Below are 23,082 nucleotides of genomic sequence, written 5' to 3'. Positions count from 1 at the left end.
TTGAGTAGCGAAATCATCAAAGTTCCCGATATCGGTGGCGATACCGATGTCGAAATCATCGAGATTGCGGTGTCGGAAGGCGATGTCATTGAAGCAGAAGACACCCTGATCACGCTCGAATCCGATAAAGCCAGTATGGACGTTCCCGCTCCGAAAGGGGGTAAGGTCGTCAAAGTGCTGGTCAAAGAGGGCGATACGGTCTCAGAAGGCGACGATATCGTCGAGCTGGAAGTCGAAGGCGGTGGCGATGCCGATGCCGGCGGTGATAGCGACGAGGCCGCCGCTGAGTCATCCGACAGCCAGCAGAATGAAGCGCCCGCCAAAGCATCTGCACCGGAACCCTCGAAGCCTGCTGCCAAAAAGGCATCCGGCGGCAAGCAGACCGTGGATATCAAAGTGCCCGATCTGGGTGGCTCGGATAACGTTGAAATCATTGAGGTCGCGGTGAGCGAAGGCGATGATGTTGACGCCGAAGACACCTTGATCACCCTGGAGTCCGATAAAGCCTCCATGGACGTGCCGAGTCCACACACCGGTAAAATCGTCTCGTTCAGCGTTAAAGAAGGCGATACGGTCTCGGAAGGCGATGTCATTGGACAAATGGAAATCGCCGGTGAAGGCGGCGATGCAGACGATGCGCCAGACGAGCAGGCGTCCAGCCAGGCCAGCAGTGAACCACAAGCGGCGGCTGAGCCGGATGACGAGCCAGAAGAAGCCGCCAGCGGCGAGCCGGAGCGCAAAGAGATTCGCGTACCGGATCTGTCTGGTTCCTCCGACGTGCCGATTATTGAAATTGGCGTAGCGGCCGGTGACGAGGTCAATGAAGAAGACCCGCTGATCACACTGGAATCCGATAAGGCGTCGATGGATGTCCCGAGTCCCTACAAAGGCAAGCTCCTCGAGCTGACCGTTAAAGAGGGCGACACGGTCTCCGAAGGCGATGTGATCGGCTATATCGAAGTCGCGGGTGCCAAGCAGACAGCTTCGAAGAAAGCTGCACCTGATAAAGCGGCACCTGAAAAAGCCCAGCCGCAGAGCGCCAGCCCCTCGAGCGAAAAGTCTGCCGCGTCGCCTGCTGGCACCCCCAGCCCCGAAGCGCAGATGGCATCGCACAAACCGCGGGATGGCAAGCTGGTTCATGCTGGCCCCGCCGTACGTATGCTGGCGCGTGAACTGGGTGTCGATCTGGGCCTGGTTAAGCCCAGCGGCCCGAAAGACCGCGTGCTGAAAGAAGACGTTCAGGCTTATGTGAAGCAGGCGATTGCCAATCAGGGCAAAGCGCAGCCCGGTGCAGCGCCCGCCGCTACCGGTGGCGCAGGTATACCGCCGGTGCCGGAAGTCGACTTCAGCCAGTTTGGCGAGGTCGAAGAGAAGCCGATGGGACGTCTGCTCAAAATGGGCGCGACCAATCTACATCGCAGCTGGCTCAACGTACCCCACGTCACCCAGTTCGACGAAGCGGATATCACCGAGCTTGAAAACTTCCGCAAGTCGATGAAGGCCGAAGCCGAGGCTCAGGGCGCGAAGTTGACGCCGCTGCCATTTATGGTGAAAGCCTGTGCCTTTGCACTGCGCAAGTTCCCGCAGTTCAACGTTAGCCTGAAAGGTGACGGCGAAACGCTGGTATGGAAGAACTACGTGCATATCGGGGTTGCGGTGGACACGCCAGAAGGCTTGATGGTCCCGGTGGTGCGTAACGCCGACCAGAAATCCCTGATCGAGATTGCCAAGGAAATGGCTGAGCTGGGCAAGAAAGCGCAGTCCAAAAAGCTCAAACGCGACGAGATGACCGGCGGCTGCTTTACCATTTCGAGCCTGGGCTCGATTGGTGGTACCGCGTTCACGCCAATCGTCAATGCGCCGGAAGTGGCGATTCTGGGCGTTTCCAAGTCGCAGATGAAGCCGGTATGGGATGGCAGCGCCTTCCAGCCGCGGCTGATGATGCCGCTGTCGCTGTCCTACGACCACCGTGCGATCAACGGTGCCGATGCAGCACGCTTTACCGCGTTCCTCGCGGATGTCCTGACCGATATTCGTCGTTTACTGTTGTAAGTGGCGATAGAGGGTCTGGTAAGCGGCGTCCGAAAGGGCGCCGCTTGTGTTTGGGCCGCCGGTTTTTGAGCACAAGGGCGACCAAAGTACAGGTTGGGCGTCACTTGGCTGATTTTATTTGAAAAAATGCCTTCATAACTGGGCTTTCAGGCTTTTGGGTAGTTGTGTCGCCTGAGAGGCACGGTTATTGTCGGCACATTGATTTATTGCATTTCTATTATTCAAGGAGCAGTGCCATGCGTTTAATCCTGTTGGGTGCCCCCGGGGCGGGGAAGGGGACTCAAGCTCAGTTCATCTGCGAGCGTTATAACATTCCCCAGATTTCCACCGGCGATATGTTACGTGCGGCGATCAAGGATGGCAGTGAGCTGGGCCTCAAGGTCAAAGAGATCATGAACAGCGGCGGCCTGGTGTCTGACGATATCATTATCGACCTGGTCAAAGAGCGTATCAGCCAGCCCGACTGCGCCAATGGCTTTCTATTCGACGGTTTCCCGCGCACCATTCCTCAGGCTGACGCCATGAAGGAAGGCGGGGTCAAGCTTGACCACGTGCTGGAAATTGCCGTGCCCGATGAAGAAATCGTCACCCGTCTGGCGGGTCGGCGCGTGCACCCTGAATCGGGCCGGGTCTACCATGTCGAGCACAATCCGCCCAAAGAGCCGGGCAAGGATGACGTGACGGGCGAAGCGCTGATCCAGCGCGAGGATGACCAGGAAGCGACCGTGCGTAATCGGCTGGCGGTCTATCATGAGCAAACGGCACCGCTGGTCGATTATTACCAGCAGTGGGCTAAACAGGATCCCGAGGCGGCACCGCAATACCACCGCGTTGAAGGGGTCGGAAGCGTGGATGAGATTACCCGTCAGGTAACCGAAGCGCTGAGTTAAGGCTCCCTAGGCAAACACAAGCCAATCCGTGATGGCCCGCCGAGCGCGGGTCATCGTCGTATGGGCAAGCCAAAGGTATACTGTTCGTATATTTCCCCACGAGTGCTGAATCGTATGTCGCTATATCTACTCGCCCTCGATGCGTCCTCAAGCGCCTGCTCGGCTGCCTTGCTACGCCAGGACGCCGACCACAGCGAATGCGTTGCGCGCTTTGAAATGACGCCGCGTGCGCATACCCGGCGGCTGTTGCCGATGGTCGACGAGGTGTTGGGCGATGCCCAGATTACTCCAAGCCAGTTGGATGCGGTTGCCTATGGCCGCGGCCCTGGCGCGTTCACCGGGCTGCGCATTGCCGCCGGGGTGGCCCAGGGCCTGGCGTTTGGGCTGGATCGACCATTGTTGGGCATCTCCACGTTGGAAGCGCTGGCGCTTCAGTCTCATCGCCGCTATCACTTGCGCCATGTGGTGACCGCGCTGGATGCTCGCATGGGGGAAGTCTATGTGGCGACGTGGCACTGTTTGAATGACAGCGTGCGCCGTCAAGGCGACGAGGCCGTACTGGCGCCCGAGGTGGTGCAACTGCCCGACGATGAAACCGACTGGGTAGGCGTCGGCACAGGCTTTACGCTTTGGGAGCAGTTCAACACGCCGTTTCAGGCGGCAATGACGCACCATCTGGCCGACCTGGAGCCGCGTGCCGAAGAAATGGCCTGGCTGGCTGGCCGGGACTTCGCCGCCGGGTTAGGGCAGCCAGCCCACGCCGTGCAGCCGGTCTATCTGCGCAACCAAGTGGCGTGGAAAAAGCCCGCATGACGCTGCCTGATGTCGGCGAACTGCCCGCCGGTTTAACGCTTGCTTACCGCGATGGGCAGCTGGTGTTAACCGGCGATGAGCGGCAGTTCGGCAAACCGCTCGGTGTCGACTTCGTGGCGGGTCGCGCTGCCTATCGGCGTCAGTTTGGCGGTGGGCGAGGTCAGTTGGTGGCCAAGGCCTGCGGCTTGAACAAAGGGGTCAACCCACACGTGGTCGATGCCACGGCCGGACTGGGCCGCGATGCGTTTGTTCTGGCAAGCCTGGGCGCATCGGTATTGATGATCGAGCGCGTTCCGGCAATTGCCGCCCTGCTTGCCGATGGTTTGTCCCGTGCCGCCAGCACTGCCGACACCGCGCCCATTGCGGCGCGTATGACGTTGCGCCAGGGGGACGCCGCTGAGGCATTGGCCGCGCTGGTAGCTGACGCGTCCTTTGATCCCCAGGTGGTCCATCTTGACCCCATGTTTCCCCACCGCGAAAAATCGGCGTTGGTTAAAAAAGAGATGCGCCTGTTTCGCGAGCTGGCGGGCGACGATGACGATGCACCTCGCCTGCTGGAAGCTGCGCTGGAGGTGGCCACCCACCGTGTAGTGGTCAAACGACCGCGGAAGGCGCCGCCGATTGCCGGGGCTGCGCCCCAGCACACGCTGGAAGGCAAAACCAGTCGCTACGATATGTATGTCCATCGCGCCCTGACGCGCTAACGCTCACCAAGGAGGGGGAATGTCGCCGATCTGGCGCGAAGGCAATCGCTTTACCCTGCTTCCTGAGGCGTCGCGGTTTCTACCCGCGATGCTCGAGGCCATTCATCATGCCCAGCATTATGTGCTGATAGAGCTCTATTTGATGGAGTCGGGCAGGTTGGCGGATCGCGTCAGCGAGGCGCTGGTCGACGCGGTCAAGCGCGGGGTCACGGTGTGTTTGCTGCTGGACGGGTTTGGCTCGATGGGATTGTCGAGCCAGGACCGGCGTCGCTTGCTCAAAGCAGGTGTCCAACTGCGCTTTTTTAACCCGCTGGGTTTTCACTCCCTGGCGCGCAACTTGAGCCGCGACCACCGCAAGATCGTGGTGGTCGATGGAGAGCTGGCGTTCACCGGCGGCTTTGGCGCGGTCGATGAGTTTCTTGACGCCTGGTATGAAATTGCGGTGCGGGTTGAAGGCCGGGTGGTGGCTGACTGGGAAGGCCTGTTCAGGCGGTTGTGGCGGTCAAGGCTAACGCGCCCCGATAAGGCGCAGGCGCGTAGCAGCCAGCCATTGCCCGTTCAGCGCACACCGCCCTGTTTTGCCGACGGCGTGCGTGGGCGAGTCATGTCGGCGAGGGGCTATCGCTACCAGGCCATTCGTTATTCGCTGCATCAACGGGTAGGGCAGGCGAAGCATCGGCTGTGGTTGTGTACGCCCTATTTCGTGCCCACGTTTCCCTTGCGGCGACGATTGGTGCGCGCCGCCAGGCGCGGTGTCGATGTACGGCTGTTACTGCCGGGCGCCAAACACGACCATCCCGGCGTGCGCTATGCCGGGCAGCGCTTTTATCAGGCGATGCTCAAGGCCGGGGTGCGTATCTACGAGTTTCAGCCGACGTTTATCCACGCTAAATTTGTGTTGGCCGACGAGTGGGTCAGTATCGGGTCGTGCAATTTCGACCACTGGAACCTGCACTGGAACCTCGAAGCGAACCAGGAAGTGGAGGACCCCGGCCTGGCTCAGGAAGTGCGTACGCTTTTCGAGCACCACTTTACCGCGAGCGACGAAGTGGATGCTGCGAAATGGGCGGCGCGGCCGTGTGGGCAGCGCGCCAAAGAGTGGGTTTATGGGTTGCTGGATGCCCTGGTGACGCGGCTCAAGTAACTTATCAGCGCTGTTTGCCCTTGGCGGGCGTCTTCCGGCGCGGCTTGGGCTTGGGAGTTTCCGGTGGCACCCGGTAGTGTAGATAAAGGTCGAGCACCAACTCAGGTAACTGGGTCACCAGGGCTTCCTGGCGTTCCAGGTCGCCGGCCATCTCGGCCATCTCGGGCTCGTCATCAAACAGTCCCGACAGCAGCATGAAAGGCAGTAGCAGGGTGGCCGCGGTTTCTTCATCATCCTGGAACCAGGCGCTCTCATCGCAGAACACGCCTTCCATGAACCCGGCGCACCAATCACCGATGGGGGTCTCTTCGGCGGGCATGCCGGCAAGAGTCAGCTCGAAGGGCAGTTCAGGCAAGCCGCCCTGCTCGAGAACCGCCATGGCGTTATCGCGCAGCAGCGTGAGCAGATGGATGATATCGTCGCGCTGTGCCTCGTCGGTGTAGCGGGGTTCACCATGGAACAGCTCGGCGATCCATTGGGTAGGCGGCACTTCGCTGGGCCCGACCGCCAGCGCGACGAGAAATCCGTGCGCCGAAATCAGATCAAGGGCATCTTCGTCGACCTGATCTGACGCGAGAAAGTCGTCCAGCCTGTCGAGTTGTTCATCGTCAAGCAGCGGCTGCGGCGGAGTCGCCTCTTCGGGCGGATGGGGGCGCGCTGGCATAAGGAGCCTCGTCAATGAGCAGCGGAAACAAACGGTCAAAATGACACCATGACAGCTAGTTTATCACTAATGACGACCACGCCACTCCCCCCCTGGCCTGATACAACCCTTGCGGCCCTGACCACTGACGCGTTGCACCAGGCAGCCCGCGAGCGCGTCGAGCACGCCTGGCAGCGCTGCCGCGAGGTCTATCCCGAGCTACCTCGTCCTGGGGTATGGTTTGACCTGCGCGGCGCCTCCGCGGGTCAGGCGCACCTTGGCCGCGGCGGGTTAAGGTTCAACCCGGTGCTGCTGGATGAAAACCGCTGCGCGTTTTTCGACGAGGTTATCCCTCATGAAATGGCCCACTGGCTGGTGTTTCACCTCGCCGATGGAACACGCCTGAAACCCCACGGACGTGAATGGAAAACCGTGATGCGTGACCTGTTCGGGTTGCCGCCCACGGTGACGCATCGCTTTAACGTGGCGCGTGCGCAGCCGGCTCCTTATCGCTACCGGTGCGGTTGCCGAGACCACCAGCTAACGCCACGACGTCATGCTTTGGTCGTAAAAGGTCGTCGCTATCGGTGTCGTCATTGTGCTGAGACCTTGGTCTATTGTGCTGAATGATGCGCTGATTACTTGGTATAAGTTGTTGTAATTAATGTTAAAAATGTTAATACCAATGTCTAAAGGGAAGGCCGGGCCGAGAGGTTTATGCTAGGGTGACATTATGTGGTGCCGGTAACGTTAAAAATAATATCGGCTACATTCCTTTAGAGAGTGCATTTCCACGGACAGAGGCAATTTCATGAGCGAACAGCAGAACGTCTATCCGGTGCGCGAGGATATCGCCGCCAACGCGTGGGCTGACGAAGCCACCTACCCGGCTATGTACCAGCAGTCGGTAGACGACCCGGAAGGCTTTTGGGCTGAGCAGGCCAAGCGGCTTGACTGGATCAAGGCGCCGACCAACATCAAGAGCACTTCTTTCGCGCGTGACAATGTCGATATTCGCTGGTTTGAAGACGGCCAGCTAAACGTCGCCGCCAACTGCCTGGACCGGCACCTTGAAAAGCGTGGCGATCAGACCGCGATCATCTGGGAGGGCGACGATCCCAACGAATCCAAGCACATCACCTATCGTGAGCTTTACGAGCGCACCAACCAGTTGGCCAACGGTCTGAAGGAATTGGGGGTCGGTAAAGGCGACACGGTCACCCTGTATATGCCCATGATTCCCGAAGCTGCCATGGCCATGCTGGCCTGTGCGCGTATCGGTGCGGTGCACTCGGTCGTGTTTGGCGGTTTCTCCCCCGATGCCGTGGCCCAGCGGGTTATCGGAGCCGATTCCAAGCTGGTGATTACCGCCGATGAGTCGGTGCGCGGTGGCAAGCAGGTACCGCTGAAAGACAACGTCGACGCCGCCCTGACACGGGAAGGCACCGATGTCTGCCAGAACGTGCTGGTGGTCAAGCGCACAGGCGGCGAGATTGAATGGAAAGAAGGTCGCGACCTGTGGTTTAGCGACCTGGTCGACAAGCAGTCCACCGAATGCAAGCCCGAAGCGATGGGCGCCGAAGACCCGCTGTTCATTCTTTACACCTCGGGCTCAACCGGTGCACCCAAAGGGCTCAAGCACACCACTGGCGGGTACCTGACCTTCGCGGCGATGACCCATCAGTATGTGTTCGACTACCAAGACGGCGAAGTCTATTGGTGCACCGCCGATGTGGGCTGGGTCACCGGGCACAGCTATATCGTCTATGGCCCGCTGGCCAACGGCGCCACAACGCTGATGTTTGAAGGCGTGCCGAGTTACCCGACCCATGGTCGCATGGGCGAGATCGTCGACAAGCACAACGTCAATATCCTGTACACCGCACCGACCGCCGTGCGTGCCTTGATGGCCCACGGCGACAATGTCATGGATTCAAGCAAGCGTGACTCGCTGCGCCTGCTCGGTTCGGTGGGCGAGCCCATCAACCCCGAAGCCTGGGAGTGGTTCTACCGTGTGATTGGGAACGAGCAATGCCCGATTGTGGATACCTGGTGGCAAACCGAGACCGGCGGCATCATGATCTCACCACTGCCCGGTGCCACCCCGCTCAAGCCAGGGTCGGCGACCAAGCCGTTCTTTGGCGTTCAGCCCGCGCTGGTGGACAACGAAGGTAATCTGCTGGAAGGTGCTGCTGAAGGTAATCTGGTCATTTTGGATGCGTGGCCTGGTCAGGCGCGGTCGATCTGGGGCGACCATGATCGCTACGTCCAGACCTACTTCTCCACTTACGACAACATGTACTTTACCGGTGACGGCTGTCGTCGTGACGAAGACGGCTACTACTGGATCACCGGCCGTGTTGACGACGTCCTGAACGTTTCGGGTCACCGCATGGGGACCGCCGAGATCGAGTCGTCGCTGGTGGCTCACTCCGCCGTTGCCGAAGCCGCTGTGGTGGGCTTCCCTCATGATATCAAAGGCCAGGGTATCTATATTTACGTGACCCTGAACGATGAGATCGACCCGACGGATGAGTTGAAGAAGGAACTGACCCAGTGGGTGCGCAAGGATATCGGACCCATTGCCTCACCGGATGTTATTCAGTGGGCACCGGGTCTTCCCAAAACCCGCTCGGGCAAGATCATGCGCCGTATCCTGCGCAAAATTGCCGCCAATGAATGCGACGGCTTGGGAGATACCAGCACGCTGGCCGATCCTTCGGTAGTGGATGAATTGATCGAGCATCGCGTTAATCAATAGCCCGTTCGCTGCCTCCGTTGTTCCCACGACGGGGCAGGTGACAAAGAACAGGCTGAGTCATGGCCCGCTTCCCAAGGGCCATGACTATCAGTGCCGGCCAACGCGCCGGCACTGCTTTGTTCAGCGTGATGAAGAATCCATTACAAATTATGCATGTGACGCTTGGGCATGACGAAGCCCATGGGGTACCATGCCTTAACCGTATGAGCCTAGCGTCGCGGCAGCAGCAAACCCCGCTGCTTGAGGAACCGGAGGAATATCCATGGCAGTAGCCCACAAGTTTATCGTCGCAGACGACCACCCGCTGTTTCGTGCAGCACTCACCCAGGCGTTGCGCCAACTGGCCCCGCAGGCAGAAATCGTGGAAGCCGATACCATGGAGGCGACAACAGAGGTGGTCAACCGACACCCGGACGCTGACCTCATTCTGCTGGATTTGCACATGCCGGGCGCCCATGGTTTTTCGGGGCTGATCCAGCTTCGTGGGCAAATGCCTGATATCCCCGTGGCAGTCGTCTCGGGCAGCGACGAGCCATATGTCGTGCGCCGTGCCATCGATTATGGCGCGTCAGGCTTTATTCCCAAATCATCGTCGCTGCAGTTGATCGCTGAAGCGGTCAGCGAGATTTTGCAAGGCGAGGTGTGGCTACCCGAGGCATTGGCGGGCGTTCTAGAAGAAACCAGCGAGGAAGAGTCGCGCTTTGCCGAAGCGATTGCGTCGCTGACGCCTCAGCAGTTCCGGGTGCTGAATATGCTTACCGAAGGTCTGCTGAATAAGCAGATTGCTTACGAGCTTAACGTATCAGAGGCGACCATCAAGGCGCATGTGACAGCCATTTTGCGTAAGCTTGGCGTACACTCGCGTACGCAAGCCGTGATTGCCGCACAGAAGCTGGAAGTCGAGCCGCCCAAAGTCGAGTCATAACGACGCTGTTGGGGCTAACCTTTCTCCGGTTGTCTTCTTCGACGCCGCGCTTGTTGTATAACAAGCGCGGCGTCGTCGTTTAAGGTCTTACAGCCAAGCTCTTAACGGTTACGGTTTGGCCCGGCTGGCCTGCAGCGTACGCGTCAACAGTGCCCGCAAAGCAGCCGGGCGAACCGGCTTGAGCAGCAGCTGATACCCGGCACGTTTGACCTCTTCGGCCACGGCTTCGGTGCGATCGGCGGTAATCACGATGCCGGGCACGGCGCCAATCAATCGCTCACTAAGGGCTTCGAGCGCCATCAAACCGGTAACCTCGTTATCCAGATGGTAGTCGGCCAGGATGGCATCGGGATCGCCGTCCATGTTGCGCAGGATCGATTTGGCGCCGCCGATACTGGTGGCGGTGAAGACCTCGCAGCCCCAGCCACTGAGCATGGCGGTCATGCCTTCGAGAATCAGCGTTTCGTTGTCGATACACACGATGCGGGTCCCCGCCAACTTGTTGCCCGTGCGGCGCGGTCCCTGGTCCTGGTCGTCGGCGCGGGTTTCGCGGGCTTCAACGCGCGGCACGCTGACCGAGAAGACGGTGCCGGTGCCTTCCCATGAGCGAACCTTGATCGGGTGATCAAGTACTCGACTCATGCGATCGGCGATGGAAAGCCCAAGGCCAAGGCCTTTTTCGCTTTCTTTGTGCCGTGATACCTGATCGAGGCGACGGAACTCCTGGAAAATTTCACTGAGCTTGGAGTCGGGAATCCCGGGGCCGCTGTCCCAGACTTCAATTACCAGCCGCTCGCCCTGACGGCGACAGCCGAGCATGACCCGCCCTTCCTGGGTATAGCGAATCGCGTTGGAAAGGAAGTTCTGCACAATGCGGCGCAGCATCTGCGGATCCGAGTCGACCCACTGCTGGGTAGGCACCACGACCAGATCCAGTCCGCGCTCATCGGCCATCACTTCAAACTCGGCGCGCAACGGGCGGAAGATATCCGCCAGCGCAAAGTGGCTGCGCCGCGGTGTCAGAGCCCCGGCGTCAAGTTTTGAAATATCCAGCAGGGTGCTGAGGAGTTCTTCCGCTGCTTGAAGCGAATTATCGATATGGCCAATGGTGCGCTGGGTATCCGGCACGGTGATATTTTGCATCAACGCCGAAGTAAACAGGCGGGCGGCATTCAATGGCTGCAGCAGGTCGTGGCTCGCGGCGGCCAAAAAGCGCGTTTTGGAGGCGTTGGCATCCTCGGCCAGCTGCTTAGCCTGGCGCAGGGCCTGCTCGGCTTCGGCGCGCACGCGGTTTTCCTGGCGCAATGCCGCGTTGGCTTCCGAAAGCGCCTGGGTACGCTCGCGCACGCGTTCTTCCAGGGTTTCGTTGGTTTCCTTGAGCGCGATTTCTGCCTGACGGCGTTCAGTAATATCCTGATAGAGCGCAAAGAACCCCAGAATCGACTGGCTATCGCCGAAGTGGGGCGTGTAAGTCACCAGCATGTGGCGCATGGTGTCGCCCATCTGCATGGCCACTTCAAAGCTGACGCGTTCACCACCCAAGGTAAGGGCCACCCAGGGCGCTCTTTCCTGGGCCTGACGCGTGGGCAGCACGTCTTCGTAGCGTTTGCCGATCACGGCATTACGATCGATGCCAAAGGCCTGTTCATAAGCGCGGTTGGTAAACAGATAACGACCCTCTTTATCGAAGTAGGCGATCAGGGCAGGCACATTATCGGTGTAAATCCGAATATTGTTCTCGGAGCGGATCAGCGCTTCCTCGATACGTTTTTGCTGGGTGATGTCCTGATAGGTGTAGACGAAGCCACCACCGGGCATCGGGTTGCCCTGGACTTCGAGCACGCTGCCATCCTGGCGGTAGCGAACGTAGCGGTGGGGCTGACCGTCGCGAATATTGTCCAGCAGCAACTGGACGTGTTCTTCAGGGTCACCGGGGCCGTATTCGCCGTTGTGGGCGTTATAGCGGAAGATGCGGTCCATCGGCGCGCCCACGCGGATCAGGTGGTCGGGGAAGCGAAACAGCTCAAGGTAGCGCTGATTCCATACCACCAGTCGCAGGTTCTGATCGACAACGCTGATGCCCTGGTTAATATTCTCTATGGTGGCCTGCAACAGCGCACGGTTAAATTCGAGCACCTGGGAGGCTTCATCAACAATCGAGATGACATCGGAAATGCCGATCCCTCGGCCCTGAAGCGCCGAGTTGACCACGATCCGTGCTGATGACGCGCCCAGCACCGACGCCAAAAAGCGTTCGGTGAACTGGATCACATCGATAGAGGCACGGGTACTGTCATCCAGCGGTTTACCCGCGCGTCGCGCGTAGTCTTCAAAAGCGCGGTCCACCTGACCGGCACCCAGGAAACGCTCACAGAGCACCTTCAAGTCGCCCACCGTGGTGGCCCCGGTCCAGGGGCGGTTAACCGAGGTTTGGCGAGTTTCAACACTGTCGACGAAAAGCGACGCCTGAATGCGCTCGACAACACGCTGGGAAGTCACCTGGGAGATGAAGATATAGCTAAACAGGTTAACCCCCAGGGAAAGCATTACCCCATGGGTGAAGCTGTCGCCCAGGTTCAGGCCAAACAGCGCCGTAGGCGACAGCCATGCAAGCCCTAGGGGCCCGCCATTCAGCCAGTCGGCCGGCAGCACATCGGCGCTGATCATGGCGGGCATGAGCAGGCTGTAGACCCAAATGGCAAAGCCTGCATTCATGCCGACGATGACCCCGAGTCGGTTACCGCGCTTCCAGTACAGACCGCCGATCAGCGCGGGGGCAAACTGGGCTGCTGCCGCAAAAGACAGCATGCCGATCGATGCCAGCGAGGTGAACTCGGCGATCATCTGGTAGAAACCGTAAGCCATCGCCAAGACGGCGACGATGGTCAACCGGCGGGCGCGCAGCACCAAGCGGCCATAATCGCGGGCCTTGGTGTCGAACCAGCGTAACCGGAACAGTGCCGGAATCACGATTTCGTTGGAGATCATGATCGACACGGCGACGGCCGCGACGATAACCATGCCCGTGGCGGCGGAAAAGCCGCCGATGAACGTCAGCAGGGTGAGCCATTCATGGCCAGATGCCATCGACAGGGCCAGAACATAGGTGTCCGGCTCAACCGATGAATCGGAAAACAGCATCAAGCCGGCAGCTGCCAGCGGGACGACAAAAAAGGCGATTACGATCAGGTAGAGCGGAAACAGCCAGCGTGCTTTCGTCGCATCGTCGGGATGGGTGTTCTCGACTACCGCGACGTGAAACTGACGGGGCAGGCACAGAATCGCCAGCATCGCCAGCAGGGTTTGTGCCCAGAAGCTTTGGCCGAAATCCTGATTGGCCAGTTGGCGCTGAAGCTCCAACTGGGTCTCCGCGTAGCCCATCAACTCGCCCAAACCGTCGAACATGCCCCAGGTGACAAACACGCCAAGTACTACGAAAGCGAGCAGCTTGACCAGTGACTCGAAGGCGACAGCGTGGATCAGCCCTTCGTGGTGCTCGGTGGCGTCGGTGTGTCGTGTCCCGAACAGAATGGCAAAAATCGCCATCACCACGGCAACATAAAAGGCGGTATCGCCAAACAGCGGCGCGTTGGTCATGTCGCCTTCGGCGGTCAGCACGCTGAAGGTGGTTGAAACAGCTTTTAATTGCAGCGCGATGTAGGGCAGGGTGCCGACTAGGGCTACAAGGCTTGCGAAGGCCGCCAGCGACTGCGTTTTACCGTAGCGCGAGGCAATAAAGTCGGCGATGGAAGTGACGTTCTGATGCTTGGCCACGCGGATCATTTTCGCAAGTACTGGCCAGAACAATAAAAAGGTCAGCACCGGCCCTACGAAAATACTGGCAAACGACCAGCCAGCGGTTGCTGCCTGGCCCACGGCGCCATAGAAGGTCCAAGAGGTGCAGTAAATCGCCAGGGCCAGGCTGTAGATGATGGGACGACGGCGGCTGGACCCGACCATGCGAGCGCGGCGGTCGCCGTACCAGGCGATAGCGAATAGTACCGCGATATACACAAGCGATACCGCGACTAACAGTCCGCCATGAAACATAGCTGTCTCCCGCCTTATGTCTATCGTTCAAGCCACTGGAATCTACCCGTCAGGCGGACCATTCTAGGCGAAATAAGATTTGGCGTCAGGCGTGAGATGGGGGTGATTATGCGTTATCGCATACAGTGTTAAGTAGTGGGGAAGTATCGCGTAGCTTACGCATCCGGTCGATTTGCGGCTCGCGGGTTTCCGGCTCAAGGGGAATCAGTTCGCGGCTATCACAGTTCAGTACATACGGATGGTGGGTAATCACATCGGTGTAGTGGCGTTCGAATTGGTAAAGAATGAATTGCGCCACTCGCTCATCGTCGCTGGTGCCCAATTGAATATTCTCGCTGTCGACGACACTGAACTTGGTCGTCACCGGAAAGATGAATGTCCACGGCCGCCAGACCTGTTGGCTGGTATCGCTGGAAATCATCTCAGCGGTATCGGGAAGCTGCTCCTGCTTATGCTCAAACCACGAATATTCCATATGGATCTGGTAGCTGATCATGCCCAAACCCCCACAAACGGGCACAATCCATTTGGGTAATCGCTTACCGCTGAGCGTGCGCAGTAATAAGCCAACCCCTGCCGCTGCCAAGCCTGCAAATACCGCGGCAATCAGATGCCAAATCATAATACGTCCTTCTAAAAAGCCATCGGGCCTCCCGGAGGAAGCCCGATGGCGGGTCGATTCCACAGTCTGCGACACTTGGTGTCAGCAGGTAAGGGAATAATTATGGCTTAATGATCAACGGCAACGCCAGCGCCTTTCGGGTAGCGAACGCTTTCGACCAGGTCCTGAATCTCCTGCGGCGGCTCGTTGGTCACCTTGCAGACCAGGAAGGCCACGGCGAAGTTGATCATTGCACCGACCGCACCGAAGGACAGCGGCGAGATACCGAACAACCAGTTATCTGGCGTGTTGGCCAGCATGTTGGTGTCCGGGATGAACAGCCAGCCCAGGTAGGTGAAGATGTACAGCAGGGTGCAGCCCAGGCCAGCCAGCATACCGGCAACGGCGCCTGAGTTGTTCATCTTCTTGGAGAAGATGCCCATCATCAGCGCGGGGAACAGCGAGGCACCCGCGATACCGAAGGCCAAGGCCACCGTTTGCGCGGCAAACCCGGGTGGGTTAAGGCCAAGATACGTTGCGACCAGAATGGCGCCCGCCATAGAGATCCGCGCTGCCAACATCTCACCTTTCTCGGTGATTTTGGGGTTGATCATGGTCTTGATCAAATCGTGGCTGATGGCCGACGAGATCGCGAGCAGAAGACCGGCTGCCGTCGATAGCGCCGCCGCGATACCACCTGCTGCAATCAAGCCAATGACCCAGCCGGGCAGATTGGCAATTTCGGGGTTTGCGAGTACCAGAATGTCGTTATTGACGGTCAGCTCACTACCTTCCCAGCCACGCGACTCAGCAACCTCGGCGTATTCCTCATTGCTATCGTTGTAGACCTGAATGCGACCATCGTTGTTCTTGTCATCAAAGTTGATGAGGCCGGTTTCTTCCCAAGTGCGGATCCAGTTAGGGCGATCTTCGTAGACAAGTGCCTGTTCCGCAGCAGCGTCATAATCTTCTACTTGCCCCGCCATTTCTGGGTAGACCGTTGTGGCGAGGTTTAAGCGCGCCATGGAGCCAACCGCTGGTGCGGTGAGGTAAAGTAGCGCGATGAACACCAGCGCCCAGCCTGCCGACCAGCGTGCGTCAGCGACTTTGGGTACGGTGAAAAAGCGAATGATGACGTGGGGCAGACCCGCAGTACCGACCATCAGCGACAGGGTAAACAACACCATGTTGAGCTTGTTGTCGACATCAGCCGTGTAGTCTCGGAAGCCCAGTGCGTTCACGACGTCATCGAGTTTCTCCAGCAGCGGAAGACCCGATTCGGTATGCGTGCTGAACATGCCAAACATCGGGATGGGGTTGCCGGTCAACTGCATGGCAATGAATACCGCCGGGATGGTATAGGCAATGATCAGGACGACGTATTGCGCCACCTGAGTATAGGTGATGCCCTTCATGCCGCCGAAAACGGCATACAGGAAGACAATCGCCGCGGCGATCCAGATGCCAGCGGTATTGGGAACTTCCAGAAAGCGTGAGAAGGCCACGCCTGCCCCGGTCATCTGACCGATAACGTAAGTCACCGAGGCCACGATCAAACAGATAACCGCCACCAGACGCGCCGTGTTGCTGTAGAACCGGTCGCCGATGAAGTCGGGCACCGTGAACTTGCCGAACTTACGCAGGTAAGGGGCAAGCAGCATGGCGAGAATAACGTAGCCGCCGGTCCAGCCCATCAGGAAGGTAGAGTTGGCGTAACCACCAGAGGCCAAAAGGCCAGCCATTGAAATAAAGGATGCCGCTGACATCCAGTCCGCGGCGGTTGCCATCCCGTTGGTGACCGGGTGGACGCCGCCCCCAGCGACATAGAAGTCTTTTGTCGACCCTGCGCGTGCCCAGATGGCAATGCCTATATACAAGGCAAAGGAGGCACCTACGAAGAGCAGGTTGATTGCAAATTGGCTCATACCGGCTTACTCCCCTAGGCCAAATTTTTCGTCGAGCTTGTTCATTTTCCAGGCATAGAAAAAGATCAAGACGATGAAGGTGAGAATTGACCCTTGCTGAGCAAACCAGAAGCCCAGATCGGTACCACCGACAGGGATTGAGGCCAGCAGCGGGCGAAAGAGAATAGCGCAGCCGTATGATACGAATGCCCAGACCGCCAAACATCCAATAATGGTACGGACGTTGGCTTTCCAGTATTCAGCAGCATTGGATTTGTCGTCTGCCATTGTGTTGCTCTCCACTAGTGTTTTTTAGGTTGGAAAGTTCACTCGGAATAGCGGTTGACCCACCAGGCCAATCGCACGTTTTAGATCCACTCGCTTTTTGTGATGCCATGAATCAGCTGTTCGTTAACACGTCACTTGGCTAAGGTAGACTTTGAGTGGTGCAACGACGTGCGATTACCCTGCATGACTCACTGACAATAGTGGGCAATAAATGCAAAAAATAAATCCCAGACTTTGGTATCAATAAACTTTGGTGGTGAGCAAAAGGTATCCAATCAGTTGAAAATGAGCCTTTTTGTGGGTTTTTAACGCCATCATGCAAAGTTTTATTAGCAGCATGGGACGATGGTCTAGGTGGGGGATATAGGACGATGTTTGCTATGTTCAGAAGATGGTAAGCCCTCTTTTTAATAAGTCTAAAAGCGGTGATTCGTTTTGTCAGTGACATTATGCCAACGCAAATAAAGCGTATTAGACATTAGCGCAATAACCCAAAGTAGTAGTTGAGAGAGTGGTTGAGAAGACTGGTTGAAAAGAGTGGTTGAGAAGAGTGGCTGTGAGATGTAATTGAGACCGCCAGGTTTCTTGACTCCGCATTATTCTAACGAGGTCATGCCCATGGTAGATGTAGACCTTTCCCAGCCCCCGTTTTCACTGCTGGATGACGAGGGGAAGGAGCACGTGCGTCGTGGCATGGACCTCGCCTATTTTGAGCGCCACGATATTATTGTCGAGACAGGCCAAGCTGGCGAGTACGTCTATGTGATCCACAAGGGGGAGGTCGCTGAATTGGACCCCACCTTGCCGTCGTCCATGTCGCGTATCGGGCACTACACCGCAGGCGATTTATTTGGCGCGATCAGTATATTGAACGGTAAAAGCCGCTACCGTTTTCAAGCAGAGCAGGAATGCCTGTGCTACCTGATGCCCAAAGCGTTATTCAAGACGTTGTGTAAGGAGTACCCCGAATTCAGCCAGTTCTTCCGCCAATCGTTGGCCCATAAAGCACGCCTGCTGACCGAAAAGCGCGCCGAAGGCGGCGTGACGATGGCGGGTTTTATGCTGGCTCGCGTCAGCGAATGCATGCGCGCCCCGCTGCTGCTGTCCGCCGACGCGGATATCGACAAGGCGGTGCGCACGCTCAGCGACAGCCATGCAGACAGTCTGTTGGTCGATGCGTCCAACCAGACGGGCATGGTCACCAAGACCGATCTGCTCAATGCCATTGTGCTGTCGCAGCGTCCGGTGTCCACGCCGCTTGCCGATATTGCCCAATACACCCTGGTGACGGTGACCTCTGACCAGTACTTGTTTGAAGCGTTGGTCAGCATGACACGCCACAAGGTGATGCGTGTCGTCGTGATGGACGATAAGCAGGTCGTCGGTGTGGTCGAGTTAACCGATGTGCTGAGCTATTTCTCCAGCCGCAGTTATGTGGTCAGTCTCCAGGTTGAGCAGGCCAATGACTTGAACGCGTTGGCCGCTGCTAGCCACCGCACGCCCGAGCTGGTCAATGCGCTGATGGCCCAGGGCGTGAAGCTACGCTTTGCGATGGATCTGCTGGCGGCCCTGAACGGTCGCATCATGAGCAAGGCCTGGGAGTTCACGATCGATGCGGCGCACCATCAGGACAGTTGCATGATGGTCATGGGCAGTGAGGGTCGCGGCGAGCAAATTCTCAAAACCGATCAGGATAACGGGCTGATTCTGGCCGACGATGCTGATTGGACAGCGGTGCACGACGACATGCAGCGGCTTACCTCGACCTTGATCGAGTTGGGTTATCCGCCGTGTCCGGGCAATATCATGGTGTCGAACCCGGATTGGGTCGCAACGGTAAGTGAATGGAAGGGGCGCATTGCGCGCTGGGCCAGCGCGCGGGACGGCGACAGTTTGATGAAACTGGCCATCATGCTCGACTCCCATGGTGTCGCGGGCAATCCGAGCCTGCTGGAAAGCGTGCGCGAAGAGCTGTTCGAGCGCTGCTCGCGGGATGAGTTGCTGCTGTCTTACTTCGCCCGCACTGCGCTGCGCTTTTCCACGCCGCTGACGCTTTTCGGTTCGTTAAAGAAGCCCCAGCACGGTATCGATATCAAGAAAGGTGGCATTTTCCCCATTGTTCATGGTGTTCGCACCATGGCGCTCGAGCGTCGTATTAATGCCACCTCGACATTTGACCGCTTGGATGCACTGGCCGAGGACGGGCGACTCAACCGTCGTTTTGCCGATGACCTTGGCGAAGCCCTGGCGCTATTTACCGAGCTGCGGCTCAAACGGCAGCTGGATGACATCACCAGCGACGCCTCCGCTGACCAACAGGAGCGCTCCAACCGCGTCGTGGTGCAGGATTTATCGTCGTTGGAGCGCGATCTACTGCGCGAAGCGCTGCATATCGTCAAGGATTTCAAGCAGCGTCTCTCGCATCGTTACCACTTGGAGTATTCGTGATCAGTCGACACTATCTGGACGCCCCTTTCGGTTGGCTTGGCGGCATGCTGCGCAGAGGAAGCGAGCGTCGCCGCTATTCAGCGTCTCCCTACGCGTGGCTCTTCCAGCCCTACCTGGGCAATGAACTGGTGGCATTGGCATGCTTTGCTCACCACGGCGTCATGAGCGTCGCAGCGGTGACGCTGCGCCAGCACCAAGTCCTGACCAGCCGTGCCTGGGTGGCAGCGCTAAGCGAAGGCGCTCGGGGGAGTGATGCCGCCGAGCGTCGTCATCAGCTGCTGTATAGCGTCGAGGCCACCAAACCGCTGAACATTGAAAGTCTGCGCTCGCTGGTTGAGTTTATCGGCAATCGCCCCATCCTCGGCTGGCAGCTCGATCAACGTCTTGCCCCGCTGGAACAGGCGCTTCGTCAGCATTTGGGGTTTGGCCTGCCCAATGCTCGGGTGGATGTGACCAAGCTGCATCAGCGCCATCTGCGTCGTCTACATCCTCAGGCGGAACAGGCAGCCGAGCTTAAGCGTGCGCTTGACTGCTGGCAAGTGCCCAGTAAGACGCCCCAGCGGGCACTGGAAGACGCCACTGCCAGCGCACTTTTGTACCTTCGCCTGCAGCGTAACGAGGTGGATACTGTTTCATAGCGGCCTGTGATTGGGTCATTGCGCTGGGAGTTGCTAGAATGACGGCTGCTTCTCTTACCATCGGCAGTGCTATAACCATGCAACATCATCCTGTTCATTTTGACCCAGCGTTGGCGACCGCCGACGCGGCACCCGGCTTATCCGAAGCGGCTGACGCTTCGGATTCCCACGATGCCAAACAAAAACGTGAGTTCAATAAGCTGCAAAAGCGGCTTCGCCGCGAAGCGGGCAATGCGATTATCGACTATCGCATGATCGACGAAGGCGACCGTGTCATGGTCTGCCTGAGCGGTGGCAAGGATAGCTACACCATGCTCGAGATGCTGCTGAGTCTGCAGCGCAACGCGCCGGTCAACTTCTCGCTGATAGCCGTCAACATGGACCAGAAACAGCCGGGGTTTCCCGAGCATGTGCTGCCGACCTATCTCGAGCAACGCGGGGTGGATTACCACATTCTGGAGCGCGATACCTACTCGGTGGTGAAGGAGAAAACTCCCGAAGGCAAGACAACCTGCGCACTGTGTTCGCGCCTGCGGCGCGGGTCGCTGTATGGCTTTGCCGAAGAAATCGGCGCGACCAAGATCGCCCTCGGGCATCACCGGGAAGATATCCTGGAAACGCTGTTTTTGAACATGTTTTTCGGCGGTAGTTTGAAATCAATGCCGCCCAAGCTGCTCTCCGACGATGGCAAGAATATCGTCATCCGGCCGCTGGCGTACTGTAAAGAAGCGGATATTGCCGAGTACGCGCGTCAGATGGCGTTTCCCATTATCCCCTGCAACCTGTGCGGCTCCCAGCCCAACATGCAGCGCCAGGTGGTCAAGGAGATGCTGGCCGAGTGGAACAAGAAACACCCTGGTCGCCTGGAAAGCATGTTCAAGGCCGTCACCAACGTCGCGCCTTCACAGCTGGCTGACCGCGACCTGTTCGACTTTGCCGGTCTGGAAGCCAAACAGGCAGAATTGAGGGCGGGGCGTATTCAGGCGCTCAACGTCGGTTAAGCGGATTCTTCTTCGGCGAGTCGTTGCAGTTTCGCCATGTCGAGAATATGCACCTCACGACCGGAAACGGCGACTACGTCCTGCGACTGGAAGCGGCTGACAATCCGGCTGACGGTCTCGACGGCCAGGCCCAGATAGTTGCCGATGTCGGCCCTAGGCATGGAAAGGCGGAAGCTGTAAGGCGAGTACCCCCGGCGACGAAAACGATCAGAAAGCGTGACCAGGAAGGTCGCCAAGCGCTGATCGGCGGTCTTGCCTGATAGCAAGCGCATCATGCGCCGGTCATTACGCAGCTCTTTGCTCATGCTGCGGTATATCTGGCCGCGTAACTCGGGCAGCTTTTCAGACAGTTGGTCGAGGCGGTCAAAAGGAATCTCGCACACGGTGGTGGTTTCCAGGGCGATCACACTGCCTGGGTAGTGCGGCTCATCGATAGCATCGAGCCCCACCAGCTCACTGGGCAGGTAAAAGTTGGTCAGTTGGTCATGCCCGCCGCCTTCACTGGTGACCTGCTTGAGGCTGCCAGAGCGCACCGCATAGACGCTGTTGAAGGCATCCCCCTGATGGAATAGATGCTCGCCTTTCTTGAGTGGCGCGCGTCGCCGGATAATCGCGTCAAATTGATCGATATCCTCAAGCTCCAGTGCCAGCGGCAGGCACAGCGAACTTAAGCTGCAGGTTTGGCAGCGTGCTTCGTGCAGGACGGCGCGCCGCCGATGCGGGGCTTCCAGCATAAGAGTCTCCAACAGAGAAGGCGTCATTTTATTATGGAAGCTGGTGCCCATGAATAACAACCGCTAAACAATATTTGAGTAGTGATTACTGGCCTGAGAGGGCAGGCGTGCGTCAAAGGCCATGGCCAGGTGGCGTATCAATAAACGGCCGATAGGCGTCACCTCGAGTCTATTGCCCCGGATATCGATCAAACCGTCCTGCTGCGCCTGCTCCAGTGCGCTCAACGCCGCTTGAAAATAGCGACGCGCGTCAATCTGCCAGCGCTCACTGAGCGTCGATAAGTCGAGCCGCATATCGCACATTAAACGCTCAATGGCATCACGCCGAATCAGGTCGTCTCGACATAACCGTATGCCGCGTTGTGTGGCCAGTTGGCCTTGGTCGATCGCCGCCTCGTAGTGCCCAAGCGTGCTGTTATTTTGTGCGTAGCTGTCATTCAGGCGTGAAATGGCGGAGACACCAAGGCCGATAAGGTCGCATTGTGCGTGGCTGGAATAACCCTGAAAGTTACGTTGCAGCGTACCTTGGCGCTGGGCGATGGCCAGGCTGTCGTCGGGGCGGGCAAAATGGTCCATGCCAATGTGCACGTAGCCGGCGGTTGTGAGCATTTCAATCGTGATGCGCAGCATCGCCAGCTTTTCGTCGTGACTGGGTAGCTCAGTATCAAGAATCCGTCGCTGTGGGGGGAATCGCTGGGGCAAGTGGGCGTAATTGAAGACCGACAGGCGGGCGGGGTTCAGTTCGATCACCTGGCGAAGGGTTTGCGCAAAGCTGTCGGCGGTTTGTCGTGGCAGGCCGTAAATCAAGTCGAGGTTTAATGAACGAAAGCCCAGTCGGTGGGCCTCGTCCATCAAGGTTTCGGTTAGCGCCCGCGGCTGGTGGCGGTTGATCGCCTGCTGAACCTGTGGGTCGAGGTCTTGCACGCCCAGGCTCAAGCGATTGAACCCCAGTGACTGCAGATGACGCAGCGTCAATACATCGGCTTCCCGGGGGTCGATTTCGATAGCGTAGTCGCGCTCAGGGTCGTCTGAAAGCCCGAAGTGGGCATCCAGCTTATCCACCAGTTCGCTCATTTGATCGAGGGTCAGAAACGTCGGCGTGCCGCCGCCCCAGTGGAGCTGTTCTACCGGGCGCCGGGTATCCAGGTGCTGTGCTGTCAGCGCCATTTCCTTGTCGAGCCTTGTGAGGTAGGACGCGGCGAGCGCGGTGTTTTTTGTCGCGATCTTGTTGCACGCACAGTAAAAACAGACTTTGCGGCAGAAAGGGATGTGCACATAAAGTGACAGCGGCCGTTGAGTACCGTTACTGCGTTGCAGCGCCGCGCTAAAATCGTCGGCGGTGAACGAAGCGTCAAAGGATAGCGCGGTCGGGTAGGACGTATAGCGCGGGCCGCTTTTTGCGTAGCGATGGAGGCGGTCGGCGGCCCATACCGGCGACGCGAGTGCATTACCAGGCGCTGAATGAGTGGGGGCAGGCATGAGGCAG

General features: G+C 58.3%; 18 protein-coding genes. 11 read left to right on the top strand and 7 right to left on the bottom strand.

Going from position 1 to position 23,082, the window contains the following annotated elements; genetic code table 11:
* From aceF to HXW73_RS14290, 5 genes are all read left to right on the top strand, one after another.
* Positions 1-2,052: a dihydrolipoyllysine-residue acetyltransferase gene (gene aceF, locus HXW73_RS14310; RefSeq protein WP_186253721.1), complete on the top strand. Its 2,052-nt coding sequence runs from the start codon at positions 1-3 to the stop codon at positions 2,050-2,052.
* A 236-nt stretch (positions 2,053-2,288) separates the two neighbouring features.
* On the top strand, positions 2,289-2,942 hold the full coding sequence (gene adk, locus HXW73_RS14305; protein ID WP_186253720.1) for an adenylate kinase: 654 nt from the start codon (positions 2,289-2,291) through the stop codon (positions 2,940-2,942).
* Positions 2,943-3,056: 114 nt separating this feature from the next.
* A complete protein-coding gene (tsaB, locus tag HXW73_RS14300) occupies positions 3,057-3,755 on the top strand; it encodes a tRNA (adenosine(37)-N6)-threonylcarbamoyltransferase complex dimerization subunit type 1 TsaB (protein WP_186253719.1) in 699 nt (232 codons plus the stop codon).
* Complete coding sequence (locus tag HXW73_RS14295; RefSeq protein ID WP_186253718.1) at positions 3,752-4,459, top strand: class I SAM-dependent methyltransferase; 708 nt, start codon at positions 3,752-3,754, stop codon at positions 4,457-4,459. The genes tsaB and HXW73_RS14295 overlap by 4 nt, the downstream gene beginning before the upstream one ends.
* Positions 4,460-4,478: 19 nt before the next feature.
* The gene (locus HXW73_RS14290) at positions 4,479-5,603 is read left to right on the top strand and encodes a phospholipase D-like domain-containing protein (protein ID WP_186253717.1); all 1,125 of its coding nucleotides are present in this window, start codon (positions 4,479-4,481) and stop codon (positions 5,601-5,603) included.
* 4 nt (positions 5,604-5,607) lie between these two features.
* Here HXW73_RS14290 and HXW73_RS14285 read toward each other — a convergent pair whose 3' ends face one another.
* A complete protein-coding gene (locus HXW73_RS14285) occupies positions 5,608-6,267 on the bottom strand; it encodes a YecA/YgfB family protein (RefSeq protein ID WP_186253716.1) in 660 nt (219 codons plus the stop codon).
* 48 nt (positions 6,268-6,315) lie between these two features.
* On the opposite strand from HXW73_RS14285, the gene HXW73_RS14280 reads away from it, so the two are divergent.
* The 3 genes from HXW73_RS14280 (at position 6,316) to HXW73_RS14270 (ending at position 9,932) form a co-directional block, all read left to right on the top strand.
* Complete coding sequence (locus HXW73_RS14280; RefSeq protein WP_240538648.1) at positions 6,316-6,876, top strand: SprT family zinc-dependent metalloprotease; 561 nt, start codon at positions 6,316-6,318, stop codon at positions 6,874-6,876.
* A 181-nt stretch (positions 6,877-7,057) separates the two neighbouring features.
* Positions 7,058-9,007, top strand: coding sequence for an acetate--CoA ligase (acs, locus tag HXW73_RS14275; protein ID WP_186253715.1), 1,950 nt, complete (start codon positions 7,058-7,060; stop codon positions 9,005-9,007).
* Positions 9,008-9,269: 262 nt separating this feature from the next.
* Positions 9,270-9,932 (top strand): LuxR C-terminal-related transcriptional regulator, encoded by a 663-nt coding sequence (locus tag HXW73_RS14270; protein ID WP_066318388.1) that lies wholly within the window; start codon positions 9,270-9,272, stop codon positions 9,930-9,932.
* Positions 9,933-10,040: 108 nt separating this feature from the next.
* Here the strand turns inward: HXW73_RS14270 and HXW73_RS14265 are convergent, their stop codons facing one another.
* The 4 genes from HXW73_RS14265 to HXW73_RS14250 form a co-directional block, all read right to left on the bottom strand.
* On the bottom strand, positions 10,041-13,982 hold the full coding sequence (locus HXW73_RS14265) for a hybrid sensor histidine kinase/response regulator (RefSeq protein WP_186253714.1): 3,942 nt from the start codon (positions 13,980-13,982) through the stop codon (positions 10,041-10,043).
* A gap of 106 nt (positions 13,983-14,088) precedes the next feature.
* Positions 14,089-14,604: a hypothetical protein gene (locus tag HXW73_RS14260; RefSeq protein ID WP_186253713.1), complete on the bottom strand. Its 516-nt coding sequence runs from the start codon at positions 14,602-14,604 to the stop codon at positions 14,089-14,091.
* Positions 14,605-14,711: 107 nt separating this feature from the next.
* Positions 14,712-16,508, bottom strand: coding sequence for a sodium:solute symporter family protein (locus HXW73_RS14255; RefSeq protein WP_186253712.1), 1,797 nt, complete (start codon positions 16,506-16,508; stop codon positions 14,712-14,714).
* A 6-nt stretch (positions 16,509-16,514) separates the two neighbouring features.
* On the bottom strand, positions 16,515-16,775 hold the full coding sequence (locus tag HXW73_RS14250; protein WP_089706508.1) for a DUF4212 domain-containing protein: 261 nt from the start codon (positions 16,773-16,775) through the stop codon (positions 16,515-16,517).
* Positions 16,776-17,393: 618 nt separating this feature from the next.
* Here HXW73_RS14250 and HXW73_RS14245 point away from each other — a divergent pair.
* Genes HXW73_RS14245 through ttcA form a run of 3 tightly spaced genes read left to right on the top strand, consistent with a single transcriptional unit; the run spans position 17,394 to position 20,862 of the window.
* Positions 17,394-19,223, top strand: coding sequence for a putative nucleotidyltransferase substrate binding domain-containing protein (locus HXW73_RS14245; RefSeq protein WP_186253711.1), 1,830 nt, complete (start codon positions 17,394-17,396; stop codon positions 19,221-19,223).
* Complete coding sequence (locus HXW73_RS14240; protein ID WP_240538647.1) at positions 19,220-19,861, top strand: DNA polymerase III subunit epsilon; 642 nt, start codon at positions 19,220-19,222, stop codon at positions 19,859-19,861. Before HXW73_RS14245 ends, HXW73_RS14240 begins: the two co-directional genes overlap by 4 nt.
* 38 nt (positions 19,862-19,899) lie before the next feature.
* Positions 19,900-20,862 (top strand): tRNA 2-thiocytidine(32) synthetase TtcA, encoded by a 963-nt coding sequence (gene ttcA, locus HXW73_RS14235; RefSeq protein WP_240538646.1) that lies wholly within the window; start codon positions 19,900-19,902, stop codon positions 20,860-20,862.
* Here the strand turns inward: ttcA and fnr are convergent.
* Together fnr and hemN are read right to left on the bottom strand one after the other, a co-directional pair.
* Positions 20,859-21,596 carry a fumarate/nitrate reduction transcriptional regulator Fnr gene (gene fnr, locus HXW73_RS14230; protein ID WP_186253710.1) on the bottom strand — a complete coding sequence of 246 codons (738 nt, stop codon included), beginning with the start codon at positions 21,594-21,596 and terminating at the stop codon, positions 20,859-20,861. The genes ttcA and fnr overlap by 4 nt on opposite strands.
* A gap of 63 nt (positions 21,597-21,659) precedes the next feature.
* Complete coding sequence (gene hemN / locus HXW73_RS14225; RefSeq protein ID WP_186253709.1) at positions 21,660-23,075, bottom strand: oxygen-independent coproporphyrinogen III oxidase; 1,416 nt, start codon at positions 23,073-23,075, stop codon at positions 21,660-21,662.
* Positions 23,076-23,082 lie beyond the last annotated feature (7 nt).

Origin of the sequence: Halomonas sp. SH5A2, from assembly GCF_014263395.1 — a bacterium.
Taxonomy (GTDB): domain Bacteria; phylum Pseudomonadota; class Gammaproteobacteria; order Pseudomonadales; family Halomonadaceae; genus Vreelandella.
The sequence above is the reverse complement of the archived record's forward strand: the minus strand, read 5'-3'. Positions and strand labels throughout refer to the sequence as shown.

What these genes read in the sequence shown, in the direction of transcription:
- HXW73_RS14290 (WP_186253717.1), top strand. Translation starts at nt 4,479, where the DNA reads ATGTCGCCGATCTGGCGCGAAGGCAATCGCTTTACCCTGCTTCCTGAG.
- HXW73_RS14285 (WP_186253716.1), bottom strand. Translation starts at nt 6,267, where the DNA reads ATGCCAGCGCGCCCCCATCCGCCCGAAGAGGCGACTCCGCCGCAGCCG.
- adk (WP_186253720.1), top strand. Translation starts at nt 2,289, where the DNA reads ATGCGTTTAATCCTGTTGGGTGCCCCCGGGGCGGGGAAGGGGACTCAA.
- fnr (WP_186253710.1), bottom strand. Translation starts at nt 21,596, where the DNA reads ATGCTGGAAGCCCCGCATCGGCGGCGCGCCGTCCTGCACGAAGCACGC.
- HXW73_RS14270 (WP_066318388.1), top strand. Translation starts at nt 9,270, where the DNA reads ATGGCAGTAGCCCACAAGTTTATCGTCGCAGACGACCACCCGCTGTTT.
- HXW73_RS14295 (WP_186253718.1), top strand. Translation starts at nt 3,752, where the DNA reads ATGACGCTGCCTGATGTCGGCGAACTGCCCGCCGGTTTAACGCTTGCT.
- acs (WP_186253715.1), top strand. Translation starts at nt 7,058, where the DNA reads ATGAGCGAACAGCAGAACGTCTATCCGGTGCGCGAGGATATCGCCGCC.
- HXW73_RS14280 (WP_240538648.1), top strand. Translation starts at nt 6,316, where the DNA reads ATGACAGCTAGTTTATCACTAATGACGACCACGCCACTCCCCCCCTGG.
- ttcA (WP_240538646.1), top strand. Translation starts at nt 19,900, where the DNA reads ATGACGGCTGCTTCTCTTACCATCGGCAGTGCTATAACCATGCAACAT.
- HXW73_RS14265 (WP_186253714.1), bottom strand. Translation starts at nt 13,982, where the DNA reads ATGTTTCATGGCGGACTGTTAGTCGCGGTATCGCTTGTGTATATCGCG.
- hemN (WP_186253709.1), bottom strand. Translation starts at nt 23,075, where the DNA reads ATGCCTGCCCCCACTCATTCAGCGCCTGGTAATGCACTCGCGTCGCCG.
- HXW73_RS14245 (WP_186253711.1), top strand. Translation starts at nt 17,394, where the DNA reads ATGGTAGATGTAGACCTTTCCCAGCCCCCGTTTTCACTGCTGGATGAC.
- HXW73_RS14250 (WP_089706508.1), bottom strand. Translation starts at nt 16,775, where the DNA reads ATGGCAGACGACAAATCCAATGCTGCTGAATACTGGAAAGCCAACGTC.
- tsaB (WP_186253719.1), top strand. Translation starts at nt 3,057, where the DNA reads ATGTCGCTATATCTACTCGCCCTCGATGCGTCCTCAAGCGCCTGCTCG.
- HXW73_RS14260 (WP_186253713.1), bottom strand. Translation starts at nt 14,604, where the DNA reads ATGATTTGGCATCTGATTGCCGCGGTATTTGCAGGCTTGGCAGCGGCA.
- HXW73_RS14255 (WP_186253712.1), bottom strand. Translation starts at nt 16,508, where the DNA reads ATGAGCCAATTTGCAATCAACCTGCTCTTCGTAGGTGCCTCCTTTGCC.